This window comes from Azospirillum sp. UENF 111221, from assembly GCF_058780625.1.
In genome coordinates this window covers 536,733-549,629 of the sequence record NZ_JBSNCH010000005.1, presented here as the reverse complement: position 1 = coordinate 549,629, position 12,897 = coordinate 536,733, and the positions used below count along the sequence as shown (strand labels likewise).

The 12,897-nt window shown below is 65.1% G+C and carries 11 protein-coding genes and 2 pseudogenes; 7 read left to right on the top strand and 6 right to left on the bottom strand.

Annotated elements, in window-relative coordinates; all coding sequences use genetic code 11:
• The first annotated feature begins 4 nt into the window (after positions 1 to 4).
• Together smpB and ACWPN3_RS16980 are read left to right on the top strand one after the other, a co-directional pair.
• Positions 5 to 478, top strand: coding sequence for an SsrA-binding protein SmpB (smpB, locus tag ACWPN3_RS16985; RefSeq protein ID WP_042704640.1), 474 nt, complete (start codon positions 5 to 7; stop codon positions 476 to 478).
• 4 nt (positions 479 to 482) lie between these two features.
• Positions 483 to 1,505, top strand: a complete 1,023-nt coding sequence (locus ACWPN3_RS16980) for a class I SAM-dependent methyltransferase (protein WP_492240578.1) — start codon at positions 483 to 485, stop codon at positions 1,503 to 1,505.
• A gap of 58 nt (positions 1,506 to 1,563) precedes the next feature.
• On the opposite strand, the gene ACWPN3_RS16975 is transcribed toward ACWPN3_RS16980, so the two are convergent.
• Positions 1,564 to 2,547 carry an aldo/keto reductase gene (locus ACWPN3_RS16975; RefSeq protein WP_492240577.1) on the bottom strand — a complete coding sequence of 328 codons (984 nt, stop codon included), beginning with the start codon at positions 2,545 to 2,547 and terminating at the stop codon, positions 1,564 to 1,566.
• Positions 2,548 to 2,642: 95 nt separating this feature from the next.
• Between ACWPN3_RS16975 and ACWPN3_RS16970 the strand changes: the two genes are divergently transcribed.
• On the top strand, positions 2,643 to 3,293 hold the full coding sequence (locus tag ACWPN3_RS16970) for a TetR/AcrR family transcriptional regulator (protein ID WP_492261603.1): 651 nt from the start codon (positions 2,643 to 2,645) through the stop codon (positions 3,291 to 3,293).
• Here the strand turns inward: ACWPN3_RS16970 and ACWPN3_RS16965 are convergent.
• The 5 genes from ACWPN3_RS16965 to ACWPN3_RS16945 form a co-directional block, all read right to left on the bottom strand.
• Positions 3,265 to 4,125 carry a helix-turn-helix transcriptional regulator gene (locus ACWPN3_RS16965; protein ID WP_492240576.1) on the bottom strand — a complete coding sequence of 287 codons (861 nt, stop codon included), beginning with the start codon at positions 4,123 to 4,125 and terminating at the stop codon, positions 3,265 to 3,267. The genes ACWPN3_RS16970 and ACWPN3_RS16965 overlap by 29 nt on opposite strands.
• Positions 4,126 to 4,176: 51 nt before the next feature.
• Positions 4,177 to 4,734 (bottom strand): YbhB/YbcL family Raf kinase inhibitor-like protein, encoded by a 558-nt coding sequence (locus ACWPN3_RS16960; RefSeq protein WP_492240575.1) that lies wholly within the window; start codon positions 4,732 to 4,734, stop codon positions 4,177 to 4,179.
• A gap of 90 nt (positions 4,735 to 4,824) precedes the next feature.
• Positions 4,825 to 5,829, bottom strand: coding sequence for a porphobilinogen synthase (gene hemB / locus ACWPN3_RS16955; RefSeq protein ID WP_492240574.1), 1,005 nt, complete (start codon positions 5,827 to 5,829; stop codon positions 4,825 to 4,827).
• Positions 5,830 to 5,945: 116 nt separating this feature from the next.
• A complete protein-coding gene (locus ACWPN3_RS16950; RefSeq protein WP_492240573.1) occupies positions 5,946 to 6,872 on the bottom strand; it encodes a metallophosphoesterase family protein in 927 nt (308 codons plus the stop codon).
• 19 nt (positions 6,873 to 6,891) lie between these two features.
• Entirely contained in the window at positions 6,892 to 7,785 is an 894-nt protein-coding gene (locus ACWPN3_RS16945; RefSeq protein WP_492261602.1) for a diacylglycerol/lipid kinase family protein, read from the bottom strand.
• A gap of 307 nt (positions 7,786 to 8,092) precedes the next feature.
• Here ACWPN3_RS16945 and ACWPN3_RS16940 point away from each other — a divergent pair, with 307 nt between their 5' ends.
• From ACWPN3_RS16940 to ACWPN3_RS16925, 4 genes and pseudogenes are all read left to right on the top strand, one after another.
• Positions 8,093 to 9,154, top strand: a complete 1,062-nt coding sequence (locus tag ACWPN3_RS16940; protein ID WP_492240571.1) for an enoyl-CoA hydratase/isomerase family protein — start codon at positions 8,093 to 8,095, stop codon at positions 9,152 to 9,154.
• Positions 9,155 to 9,411: 257 nt separating this feature from the next.
• Positions 9,412 to 9,886, top strand: a pseudogene (locus tag ACWPN3_RS16935) (MarR family winged helix-turn-helix transcriptional regulator).
• Positions 9,887 to 10,130: 244 nt separating this feature from the next.
• Entirely contained in the window at positions 10,131 to 11,423 is a 1,293-nt protein-coding gene (locus tag ACWPN3_RS16930) for a cation:proton antiporter (protein WP_492240570.1), read from the top strand.
• Between the two features lie 224 nt (positions 11,424 to 11,647).
• Positions 11,648 to 12,879: pseudogene (locus tag ACWPN3_RS16925) on the top strand (ABC transporter substrate-binding protein).
• Positions 12,880 to 12,897 lie beyond the last annotated feature (18 nt).

Below are 12,897 nucleotides of genomic sequence, written 5' to 3'. Positions count from 1 at the left end.
AGATTTGGCGACGCGCGAGGAAGCAAAAAAATATGCGGCGCAGAACCGCCGCGCGCGGTTCGACTTCTTCATCGATGATGTCCTCGAAGCCGGGATCATGTTGACCGGGTCGGAGGTGAAGTCGTTGCGCGGCGGCCGCGCCAGTGTGAACGAGGCCTATGCCGGTCTGAAGGGCGGGGAGCTGTACCTGTTCAACGCGTACATCCCCGAATATCTCCAGGCCGGCCGCATCGATCAGCACGAGCCGAAGCGGCCGCGCAAGCTGCTGGTCCGTCGCCGCGAGCTGGACAAGCTCGCGGCCGGGATCAAGCAGAAGGGCGTCACGCTGGTGCCGATGTCGGTCTATTTCAACGACCGCGGCTATGCCAAGGTCGAGATCGGCCTCGCCACCGGCAAGAAGAAACATGACAAGCGCGAGAGCGAGAAGGAACGCAGTTGGCAGCGCGACAAGGCGCGGCTGATGCGCGACAAGGGTTGATACGGTGGCACGCCTCGACAATCGGGCCACGGACCGCGACTCCACCGTCGCCGCCGTGGCCGCCGAAGCCCTGTCCGAAATCCGGCCGCAGGGCCGGATTCTCGTCGCCTTCGACAGTGACGGCGCCATCGCCGACGCACTCCGTGATGGCGGTGCGGACGTGGTGGTGTGGAACCGTCTCGCCACAGGCGGGCAGGCTGCCACGCCCTGGCCGGCGGAGGGGCCGTTCAACGGCGCCGTTCTGCGCCTGCCGCGCGGCTGGGCCGGATTCGAGATGGCGCTTCATGCGCTCGCCTCTCGCCTTGCCCCCGGTGCCCCGCTGTGGATCGCCGGCGGCAACGACGAAGGCGTGACCAGTGCCGCGAAGCATCTGGACGGGCTGGCGGAAGAGCCGGAAACGCTGATCATCAAGCGGCGCGCCCGGCTGCTGCTGACCCGGCGCACCGATGCACCGGCCAAAGGGGCCCTGGAGGATTGGCGGCAGACCGTCACCCTCACTCTGCCCGACCGGACGCTGGAGCTGGTGTCCTATCCGGGCCTGTTCGCCCACGGCCATCTGGATGCCGGCACCGAATGCCTGCTGAAGGTGCTGCCGGAGGTGGCGGCCGGCACCCGCGTGCTGGATTTCGGCTGCGGCGCCGGGGTGATCGCACGGGCCGTGCGTGAGCAGCAGCCTGACGCGCCGCTGACCCTGCTGGACATCGACGCGGTGGCCCTGCACGCCGCCCGTCAGAATGTGCCGGACGCCGAACTGGTGCTGAGCGACGGCTTGGCCGGGCTGGGCGCCCGCGAACGTTTCGGCCTGATCCTGTCCAACCCGCCGCTCCACCGCGGCAAGGACGAGGATTTCGGCATGCTCGACGCGCTGGTGGCGGGGACGAAGCAGTATCTGAAGCTGCGCGGCACCCTGGTGGCGGTGACACAACGGACTGCCGGCGTCGGCAAGCTGTTCAAGGCGGCGTTCGGCCACAGCGACATGTTGATGGAGACCACACAGTTCCAAGTGTGGTCGGGAACGCCGAAGTAGGACATGTGGACATGGGAGGCGGCAGACGATGCCTCCTCCCATCTTCCGTCATCGCGTCCTACACATTCACGCCGCGCATCCCTTCAGCTGTATAGCGGTCCCCTGCCGCCACTCCCGGAGGCAGCGCATCGCTCAGCGCCTTGACCTCCGCAACGGTCAGCGTCACCGCTGCGGCGCCGACATTTTCCTCCAGATATTTGATCCGCTTGGTGCCTGGAATCGGCAAAATGTCTGGCCCCTGGGCCAGCAGCCATGCCAGCGCCACTTGTCCCGGGGTGCAGCCCTTCTGTGCCGCCAGTGCCTTCACCTGCTCGACCAGCGCCAGATTGCGGTCGAAATTGTCTCCAGCAAAGCGTGGTGCCACGCGGCGGAAATCGTTCTCGGCAAACTGGTCGGGACTGCTGACCGCACCGGTTAACATGCCGCGGCCGAGCGGTGCGTAGGCGACCAGCGAGACGCCCAACTCGCGGCAGGTCGGCAGCACCCCAGCCTCCACATCGCGGGTCCACAGCGAATATTCGCTCTGCACCGCGGCAATGGGATGGACGGCGTGTGCGCGGCGCAGGGTGGCCGCGGACACCTCCGACAGGCCGAGCGCGCGGACCTTGCCCGCCTTGACCAGATCGGCCATGGCGCCGACCGTCTCTTCCACCGGAATGTCCGGGTTGATGCGGTGCGCATAATAGAGGTCGATGGTCTCCACCCCCAGCCGCTTCAGCGAAGCATCGCAGGCCTGGGCCACATAAGCCGCGCTGGTATCGACCCGGCGGGCATACTCGCCGGGCTGGCGGACGATGCCGAACTTGGTGGCGAGCGTCACCCGGTCGCGCTTGCCGGCCAGGAAACGGGCGAGCAGCGTTTCATTGTGTCCACTGCCATACATGTCGGCGGTGTCGTAGTGGGTGACGCCAAGCTCCAATGCCCGGTCCAGCGTGGTGAGCGACTGGGCATCGTCGGTCGGGCCATAAAACTCCGACATGCCCATGCAACCGAGGCCGATTTCGGAAACCGAGAGAATGCCACCGATGTTGCGCTGTTTCATCGCTTTACCCCTCCCGTGCCGCGGCCGGGCGGATTACCCTGGAAGCCTGCGGCAACAACTACACTACACTGTGCAGTGTACTTTGAGGGTGGGGAATGTCAACGTCTCAGGCGGGGGGGGCCGCGCGCGGTTCGGTCAAACGGGATGCGGTGGTGGAAGCGGCGACACGCGCTTTCCTCACACATGGCTACGAGGCTTCGTCGATGGACGCCATCGCCGCTGACGCCAATGTGTCGAAACGTACCGTTTACAACCACTTTCCCGGCAAGCGGGAGCTGTTCCAGGCCGTTGTATCGGAACTCTACGAGGGGTTCCGCAGCGAGGACGGACAAAGCCTGCTGCGCCACGACCAACCGCCGGAGAAGGCATTGCCGGCTTTCCTGCGCTCCTTGCTGGTGCATACCGGCCGGCCGGAGGTGCGTGGCCTCCTGCGCCTGGTGATCGCCGAGCACCAGCGCTTTCCCGAGCTGTCGCAGGACTATCTGGAGGGCGGCAAGAGCCAGGCCTATGCACTGCTCGACGACTATATCGCCGCCCAGCATGCCCGCGGCCGATTGAACGCGCCGGATCCGCATGTGGTGGCGACCCAGTTGCTGGGCGGCATGAAGGAGGTTCTGTTCTGGCCGACCATGCTGGGCCTGCCGGTCACCGCCGACCCGGAGACGGTGATCGCCAATTCGGTCGCAGCCCTGATCCGCGCCTACGGTGCTGCGCCGATCAGCGTCCCCGCAGGTTCGACGGATTGACGCCCATCGCTTCCCTAATGCGGCGGGCGAAGTGGGAGCGGTTGGCATAACCGCAGGCCTCCGCCGCTTCCTGCACGCTCAGTCCCTCGCTTTGCAGCAGGTCGCGGGCATGGGCAACCCGTTCTTCCGTCAGGATGCTGCGGACCGAACACCCCTCATCGCTCAAGCGGCGGCGCAGCGTGCCGGTGCTGAGGTTGAGCGCCCCGGCCACACGCTCCGCGGTCCAGGGAATGTCAGGCTGGGTCCGCAGCAACTGGCGCACCGCGTCGGTGGTCCCGGTCGGCGCCACCGGTCCCAGCCACCAGACACCATCCTCCAGCAAGGCCAGCAACACCTCCATGCAGCGATGCTCCGCCAGCTTGGGCGAGAGTGGCGGGTCGGCGGTGAGACCGGCGGCGGCATGGTGGATGGCGTCGGTCAGGGATGGCGTCAGGATGACATGCCAATCGCCGGGCCGGCTGCGCTGCGTCAGCCCGTCCGTGCCATGGGCACGCAGAAGGCGCCGGACCATCTCCGCCGGGAACTCCAGCACCAGCGCACGGTAACGTCCGCCGTAGCTGGGATCGTTCACCACCGCCCCGGACCAGCCCGGCGGCAGCAGCATGGCGCTGCCGGCCGGGAAGCGGTGGGTTGCGCCGGATTGGTCGGTCAGTTCCTTGGTGCCTTCCAGCACCGCGATCAGGGCGGTGCGCTCGATTTGCACCTCGGCCAGACGCTCACGGTCGTGGGCGATGAAGGCCCACAGTTCCGGCTGGTGTGGCCGATCGCCGCCGCCGGGACGGAGATCGCGGGCGGCGAAGCGGGACAGGCGGGCGAGCAGATCGGGACCCATGGCATTCATCCTTCGGCCTCGGCCGAGTCTAGGGCCGGTCGGCTTGGGCGATCAACGGCCGTAACGGGCCGTCAGCGTCGCCTTGCCCAAACTGGCGGCGTTCAGGTTGAAGCCGACCATGGCGCCCGATGCGTCGGCGGGCAGGGGCAGGCTGTCGACCTTCAGCGCATGGACGGTGACGACATAGCGGTGCGGCTTGTCGCCCTGCGGCGGGCAGGGACCACCGTAGCCGGAGATGCCGAAGTCGGTGCGGCTCTGCATGGCACCGGCGGGCAGGTTCGGCTTGGCAGCATCGCCGGCACCGGCCGGTAGGCCACGGCTGTCGGGCGGCAGATTGAACACCAGCCAATGCCACCAGCCACTGCCGGTCGGCGCATCCGGATCGTAGATGGTGACGGCCAGGCTGCGCGTGCCGGCCGGCGGCGCCGTCCAGCTCAAGGCCGGCGACTGGTTGCCGCCGGTACAGCCGAATCCGGCGAAGACATTGCGCTCGGGGATCAGCGACTTGTCGGTGAAGTCGGGGCTGTGCAGGTCGAATGCCGCGGCGGGCGATGCGGCCAGCAGCAGGGCGGCCAGCAGAGCCATGCGGGCGGGAAATTTGGCGGTCATCGGGCATCTCCGTCGTTCGGGATGCCCTGACGATAAAGGGCCGCGGATCACTCCGCGGCCCCGAACGGCTCAAAGACGATCCCGACCTGCTCAGCCCTGCTTGAGCAGCCTCGCCGCATCCACCGCGCCATAGGTGAGGATGGCATCGCATCCGGCGCGCTTGAAACCCATCAGCGTTTCCAGCAGAGCCTTGTCGTAGTTCAGCCAGCCGTTGCCCGACGCGGCGCGCAGCATCGCGTATTCGCCCGACACGTGGTAGGCGAAGGTCGGAACCGCGAACTGGTCCTTCACACGCCGGATGACGTCGAGATAAGGCAGGCCCGGCTTCACCATCACCATGTCCGCACCCTCCTGCAGGTCGCAGGCGACCTCGCGCAGGGCCTCGTCGGTGTTGGCGGGGTCCATCTGGTAGGTGGTCTTGTCGCCCTTCAGGAAGCCGCCGGAATTCACCGCGTCGCGGAACGGGCCATAGAAGGCGGAGGCATATTTGGCGGCGTAGGAGCAGACGCGGGTCAGCTGATACCCCTCCGCATCCAGCGTGTCGCGGATGGCGCCGATGCGGCCGTCCATCATGTCGGACGGGGCGACGATGTCGACACCGGCCTCGGCCTGCGACAGGGCCTGACGGATCAGAACCTCGACCGTTTCGTCATTCTGGATGTAACCGTTCCGCAGGAGGCCGTCATGCCCATGCGTCGTGTAGGGGTCCAGCGCCACGTCGCCCAGGATGCCGACATCGGGGGCGGCGGCCTTCACCGCGCGGATGGCGCGGTTCATCAGATTCTTGGGATTGTAGGCTTCCGCCGCATCCTCCGACTTGCCCTCCGAACCGACGACCGGAAACAGCGCAATGCAGGGAATGCCCAGCGCACCGGCTTCCACCACTGCCTCGCACAGCAGGTCGATGGTCAGGCGCTCCACGCCGGGCATTGAGGCGACCGGCTCCCGCCGGTTCTCGCCTTCGATCACGAAGACCGGCCAGATCAGGTCGTCGGCGGTCAGCGTGTTCTCGGCGACCAGACGGCGGGTCCAGGCATCGGCGCGGTTGCGGCGCAGTCGGGTGCGCGGGAAGGCGGCGGGCAGGGTGATCGGCATCGGGAGAACCACGCACTTAGAACGAGTGCGGCGATCCTACGCCTTCCCTCATAGTGAACTCAAGCCGCGGGGGCCGTTCCAGTCCCTGGGGACCGGGCATGAGCCTTGCGCAGGGTTCATGCCCCGCCATGGGCTTCGCCGCCTGCCTGTCGCGCAACCGACTCCCATTGCGCCGCCATCGGATCGGCAACGGCGGAATCGTCGGCGCCGACCGGGCGGAAACCGGTGTCCTGTGTCTGTAGAGCCCAGCGATTGCCTTCCTTGCGGTAACTGGACACCAGTCCGCCGGTAAAGGCCGCGCCCTCCCAGGACCGCACTTCGAACGTCACATTGGGATGGGCGACGGTGATCAGGTTATAGGCGTTCGCCTCGTTCCGCAGACGGGTCGAGGTGGCGGTGGAGGCCTGCGCAACCAGGATGGACCGGGCGACCTGGGTGTGAAAACTCATGATGTCGCCGGAATAGGCCTTGTGCAGATGCCCGGCCAGCAGCAAGTCGACACCGCAGCTTTCCAACGCCGGCAGCGCCAGCTTGTGGCGACCGACCAGCTGGGTCTTGGGCAGGTCGGGCGGCGGCAGGAAGGGATGGTGAGTGAACAGCACCTTGAACATCCTGTCCGGCATTCCGCAGAATACCTCGCGGACCCGCGCGATCTGCCGCTTGTTCATCCTCCCTTCGGAAAAATCCATGATCACGGGGCGGGCGGTGTTGATGCCCAGCACCGCGATCTCGTCGTCGATGTGCAGCGGACTGAAGTCGCTGGTGATGTAGCGCCGGTAATGGCCGAACGGGTCGGTGAAGCGCTTGAACACATTGTAAACCGGGATGTCATGATTGCCCGGTACGGCCATGTAGGGAAACGGCAATTTCTGCAGGAAGGCCCGCGCCTCCTCGAAATGGCGCGGCTTGGCCCGTTGGACGAAGTCGCCTGAAATGACGATCAGGTCGGGAGCCTGCATGGTCAGGTCGGCCAGCAGGCCATCGACAACGCGCGGATCGATCCGCCCGAAATGCAGGTCGGAAATGTGAGCGAGCCGTTTCACGCCATCCTCATCCTTTCTCTCAGCCGGGCGCCAGAACCTTCAGTGCACCGGGGAGAATCCGATAATGCAGCGGGGTGTGCAGTTTCCGGATCTCACCATCGTTGACCATCTTCAGGTGGTGCCTGCGGCTGTGGACCGTGAGGCTGGTGACCGCATAGGTCTCCAGCCCTTCGTCCTGCTTCCACGAACCCGCAACCAGACGTCCCATCAACCGCAACATTGCAAAGGCGTTCCGTTCGCGGGCCACATAAACCCCGAGTTTTCCGGCATCGAGCGCCTGGCGGGAGAGGACCAGCCCGAACCCGTCGTCATAGACATTGTTGGAAACCACCAGAATCGGCGTGCGCATCCGCCGCGGACCCTCGCCCCACTCCAGCCGCACATCCAGCATCGGAAGGCGGTACAGCGTCTTCGCCAGGGCCACGGCGGCACCGGGCCATTTCAGCAGCCGGTGCTGCTTGCGCTGGCGCTCACGTTCCTGGACCACCTGCGGATAGAAGCCCAGAACCGAACTGTTGAGGTAGGGCTCTCCGTTCACCTCGGCAATGTCGATGGCGCGGACTCGCCCCGCGGCCAGTGCCTCCGCCGCATCCTCCAGTTCCAGCGGAACATGAAGATCACGAGCCAATAGATTGAGAGTGCCCAGCGGAATCACGCCCAGCGTCTTGCCCTTCGGGAGTGCCAGCTTCGCCGCGCTGTGCAGCGTGCCGTCGCCGCCGCCGACCACAACGGCCTCGGCATCGAAGTCCAGCACCCGTTGGATCGTATCGGTGCATTGCGCGCCGTCGACGGTATGGAGGTCTACGGTCGCACCATGCCGTTCGAACGCCGTGCGGATCGCCGCCTCGGCGCGGTCGATAGGCCGATCGACCAGTGAGCCCGCCTGCCGGTTCAGGACGATTCCGATCTTCATGGCGCACCCGGCAGGCTGTTGAGCGGCATCGGCATCTAACCTTCCCTGAGAAGTCGAATGGTGTCTCGTCTTCAGATGAGAGCGTGAGCGCAACGGTCCAAGAGCGGTGATGTTCCTGATTGGCTGTGCCGGACCGTCACGGGCGAACATCCGGATCCGTATGGTGGGTTTGACAGCGCCGCCCGCTCCCGTATCATCGCTGTTGGCCAACGCTGCCGTCCTGACGCGCAAAAGGATGCACGGCAGGGATGGCGCAGGAGGCCCGCCACCGCCCGATTCGTAACGATAATTGAGAAAATACAAGACGATGAGCGACGCTGCTGAGATTCTGTTCGAACGTCGGGGCGCCATCGGCCTCGTCACGCTCAACCGGCCCAAGGCGCTGAATGCGCTGACGCTGGGCATGATCAGGCTGTTCGATCCGCAGTTGCGGGCCTGGAACGCCGATCCGGAGGTCAAGGCCGTCGTGATTCGCGGTGCCGGCGAAAAGGCCTTCTGCGCCGGCGGCGACGTCGTCAGCCTGTATGAGGCTGGCAAGGCCGCCAGGGAGGGGCGTGGCGACACCGGGCCGGTCCGCGCCTTCTTCAGCGAGGAATATGTGCTGAACCGGCTGATCAAGCGCCTGTCCAAGCCCTATGTCGCGCTGATCGACGGCATCTCGATGGGCGGCGGCGTCGGACTGTCGGTGCACGGCACCCACCGCATCGTCACCGAGCGCACCCTGTTCGCCATGCCGGAGACCGGCATCGGCCTCTATCCCGACGTCGGCGGCACCTATTTCCTGCCGCGCCTGCCGGGGCAGGTCGGCATCTGGCTGGGGCTGACCGGCGACCGTCTGAAGGCGGCCGACCTGCTTGCCATCGGTGCCGCCGACGCCTTCGTGCCGAGCGCCCGGATCGACGCGCTGATCGACGATCTGGCGGCAGGAGTCCCTGCCGACGAAGCCGTCGCCGCCCACCGGGGCGAAGCGGGCGATGCGGCTGTGAGCGGCATCCGCGCGGCGGTCGACCGCTGCTACGCCTTCGACAGCGTCGAAGCCATCGTCAAGGCACTGGAAGCCGAGGGAACCGAGTGGGCGGCCGGTCAGATCGCCATCCTGCGCCGGGTGTCGCCGACCAGCCTGAAGGTGACGCTGGCTGCCCTGCGCCGTGGCGCCAAATTGGATTTTGAAGGCTGCATGGTGCAGGAACTGCGCCTCAGCCTCGCCTGCCTGGCCGGCGACGATTTCTATGAGGGCATCCGCGCCGTCCTGGTCGACAAGGACAAGAACCCGAAATGGAAGCCGGCCGAACTGACCGATGTGGGTCCGTCGGATGTCGAGCGTCACTTCGCCGAACCGTCGGGCGGCGATCTCGTGTTCCGGGACTGACCATAGGCGATGTCGAAGGGATGAAGGTCACGCACCGATTGCGTGGTCTTCCCCTTTTTGCTTATGCGGGACCTGCCGCCCGGTAGAAAGCCTTTCGCCGGGGGCACTCTGCGAAAGGGGCCTGTACAGACGGGTTGTGCCAGACTTTTTCTGGAATTATTAAGATGATTGCCGACGAATGATCGGTTAATCTCGCCTTAAGGTCCCGGTATCGTCCTTGCGCGGGGAACGGCCGGTTAGAGCCAAAGGAGACCGCGGTGCGCAAACCTTATTATGAGAGCATTCTGTTGATCGAGCGGCTTCACCGCCACTTTCTTGAAGTGCTCAAGACTGAGTTGGACAGGCTCGGCATCCAGGACATCAACAACGTCCAGAGCCTGATCCTGTACAACATCGGCGAAGACGAGATGACGGTCGGCGAACTGACCGCGCGCGGTTACTATCTGGGCTCCAACGTCTCCTATAACGTCAAGAAGATGGTCGAGAACGGCTATCTCGGCCAGGAACGCTCCCCGCACGACCGCCGTTCGGTCCGTGTCCGCCTGTCGGAGAAGGGCCTGGATACTGCGCGAGAAGATCAGCGTCATGTTTGAACGTCATCTGACCGCCCTGGAAAAGGCCGGCTTCAGCGACGAGGAACTGACCAAGGCGAACGAGACCCTGCGCAAGCTGGAACGGTTCTGGTCGGCCTCGCTCGACTACAGCGGCTTTCCGATGACCTCGGCGGCCTGACCGGCCGATTTTGCGACGGCCCCCGCGGTTCCGGCTCCCGCGGGCGGCATCGGGTTCAAGCTTCCCATTGCGGCCTTACAGTCGGGGCAGGGAAGCGAGACCGATTGAGCCGGCACCTTCACCGTCCATTCCGCAAGCCTTCTTGCGTGTGAGCTGAACCCATTCGCGACTTCATGCGTTGTCGTGGATTGGCCTTGGCGCGGCCCTCTTGCCGTGCCGGAGCGATCATGGCAATGGGCGGCGCATGTCTTACACGGTCATGTTGGTGGGGCTGGGATTCCTGATCCTGCTGGTGGCGTGGCTGCCGATGGTCCTGAGGGAATTGCCGCTTTCCCTGCCGATCATCTGCGTCGGTTTGGGCTTTCTGGTCTTCGGAACGCTGGAACTGGAAAACCCCGAGCCGCTGGCCTTTCCGGAAGCGACCGAGCGGCTGACGGAACTGATCGTCATCATTTCCCTAATGGGTGCGGGGCTGAAGCTGGACCGCCGCATCGGTTGGCGGCGCTGGATCATCACGTGGCGCCTGCTGGGCATCACCATGCCCTTGTCGATTCTCATGATCGCCCTGATCGGCTGGTACTGGCTCGATTTTCCACTCCCGGCCTCGATTCTGCTGGGGGCGGCTTTGGCGCCGACCGATCCGGTCCTCGCCTCCGACATCCAGGTCGGCCCGCCGAAATCAGGGGAGGAGGACGAGATCCGGTTCAGCCTGACGTCCGAAGCCGGGCTGAATGACGGTCTGGCCTTTCCCTTCGTCCATCTCGCCATCGGCGTGGCTCTGCTCAACGGGAACCCGCCCTGGAACCTGCTGGAACATTGGGTGCTGCTGGATGTGATCTGGAAGCTGATTGCCGGAGTCGGTGTCGGTTGGCTGGTCGGGCGGTTCCTCGGCTATGTCACTTTTCGGGTGCCGAACCGTGCCAACCTGTCACGGACCGGTGACGGGTTCGTATCGCTCGGCATCACGCTGATCGCCTATGGCCTGACGGAGCTGGCCAGCGGATACGGTTTCGTCGCCGTCTTCGTCGCCGCGCTCGCCCTGCGCGACGCGGAGCGCAACAGTGAATATCACGAGCGCCTGCACGACTTCGTCGAGCAGACCGAGCGACTTATGATGATGATCATGCTGGTGCTGTTCGGCGGGACGATTGCGCATGGCCTGATCGACGCCCTGTCCTGGAGCGCCGTGGGTGCGGCGGTGGTCATCCTGCTTCTGGTGCGTCCGGTGGCAGGGGTGGTCGGGCTGACAGGCGTGGAGATGCCGGTCGGCGAGAAGCTGGCCATCGGTTTCTTCGGCATCCGCGGCATGGGCAGCATCTATTACATCGCCTATGCGCTGAACGCTGCGGAATTCGATGTGCCGAACGCGCTGTGGGCGATCACCGGGTTGATCGTGCTGCTCTCGATTCTCGTTCACGGCACCACGGTGACGCCGATCATGCAGCGGATCGACCGCCGCCGGCAGTCCGCCGAACCGTCGCCGGACGCCTCCATACACCGCCGAATGGAAAAAGCGGGTGTTTCGGCCGATCCTTGATGAAAATTGTTTGTGAAGCTGAAATTCAGCTTTCCGTACAAGACGATGCCCCTGCATAGTGGACGGGAATGGACGGCGCGCACGGTCTGACGGTTTCCGATGAAACCAAATGGACAGGCCGGAACGACCGTCCGGGACCCGCCGGACAAAAAGATCCGAGCGATCCAATCCGGACGGGCGCCCGCACTATGCGCAATGCAACGCTGAGGGGGAGGAATTCACGCATGATCGCACGTCTTCTGGCCGGTGCCGCCCTTGCTGCCCTGACGATCGGTGTCGCGTCCACCGGGCCTGCCTTGGCCCAGCAGGGCAAGCTGTCCGGTGACATGGTCAAGATCGGTGTGCTGAATGACCGTTCGGGCCTCTATGCCGACCTCGGCGGTGAGGGATCGGTCATTGCCGCCCGCATGGCGGCGGAGGAGTTCGGCAACAAGATTCTCGGAAAGCCCATCGAGATCATCTCTGCCGACCACCAGAACAAGCCGGACATCGGTGCCAACCTCGCCCGCCAATGGATCGACCAGGACGGCGTCGATGTGATCGTCGACGTGCCCAATTCCGGCGTGGCACTGGCCGTACAGGAAGTGACCAAGGAGAAGAAGAAGATCTTCCTGATGGAAGGTCCTGCCACTTCGCGTCTGACCGGCGACGCCTGTTCCCCCACCGGCTTCCACTGGCCCTACGACACCCACGCTCTGGCCGTCGGCACCGGTCAGGCGATGGTGAAGGAAGGCGGCGACAGCTGGTTCTTCATCACCGCCGATTACGCCTTCGGCCATCAGCTGGAGGCCGACACCTCGGTCGAGGTGAAGAAGGCGGGCGGCAAGGTGGTCGGTTCGGTGAAGGCGCCGCTGAACTCCGCCGACTTCTCCTCCTTCCTGCTCCAGGCGCAGGCGTCGGGCGCCAAGATCGTCGGCCTCGCCAATGCCGGCGGCGACACCATCACCTCGATCAAGCAGGCGTCGGAGTTCGGCCTGACTCAGGGCGGCCAGCAGAAGCTTGCCGGCCTGCTGATCTTCCTGTCCGACGTGCACGCGCTGGGGCTTCAGGTCGCCCAGGATCTGGTGCTGACCACCGGCTTCTATTGGGACCGCGACGACGAATCGCGCGCCTGGTCCAAGAAGTTCTTCGACCGCTACGGCAAGATGCCGACGATGGTGCAGGCCGGCAGCTATTCCGCCGTCCGTCATTATCTGAAAGCCATCGAGGCCGCAGGGACCGACGACGGCCCGGCCGTCGCCGCCAAGATGAAGGAGATGCCGGTCAACGACATGTTCGCCAAGAACGGCACCATCCTGCCGAACGGCCGCATGGTCCACGATATGTATCTGGCCCGCGTGAAGAAGCCGTCCGAATTCGAAGGGTGCTTGGGACTATTACCAGAATCCTGCGCACCATCCCCGGCAAGGAAGCCTTCGCAAGCTTCGAGGAGAGCGGCTGCAAGCTGCCGAAATGACGGTGCCGAACTGATGGC

Excerpts from the sequence above, each read along its gene's own strand:
- ACWPN3_RS16945 (WP_492261602.1), bottom strand. The coding sequence starts at position 7,785 with ATGAAGATCGGAATCGTCCTGAACCGGCAGGCGGGCTCACTGGTCGAT.
- ACWPN3_RS16940 (WP_492240571.1), top strand. The coding sequence starts at position 8,093 with ATGAGCGACGCTGCTGAGATTCTGTTCGAACGTCGGGGCGCCATCGGC.
- ACWPN3_RS16960 (WP_492240575.1), bottom strand. The coding sequence starts at position 4,734 with ATGACCGCCAAATTTCCCGCCCGCATGGCTCTGCTGGCCGCCCTGCTG.
- ACWPN3_RS16975 (WP_492240577.1), bottom strand. The coding sequence starts at position 2,547 with ATGAAACAGCGCAACATCGGTGGCATTCTCTCGGTTTCCGAAATCGGC.
- ACWPN3_RS16965 (WP_492240576.1), bottom strand. The coding sequence starts at position 4,125 with ATGGGTCCCGATCTGCTCGCCCGCCTGTCCCGCTTCGCCGCCCGCGAT.
- ACWPN3_RS16970 (WP_492261603.1), top strand. The coding sequence starts at position 2,643 with ATGTCAACGTCTCAGGCGGGGGGGGCCGCGCGCGGTTCGGTCAAACGG.
- hemB (WP_492240574.1), bottom strand. The coding sequence starts at position 5,829 with ATGCCGATCACCCTGCCCGCCGCCTTCCCGCGCACCCGACTGCGCCGC.
- ACWPN3_RS16930 (WP_492240570.1), top strand. The coding sequence starts at position 10,131 with ATGTCTTACACGGTCATGTTGGTGGGGCTGGGATTCCTGATCCTGCTG.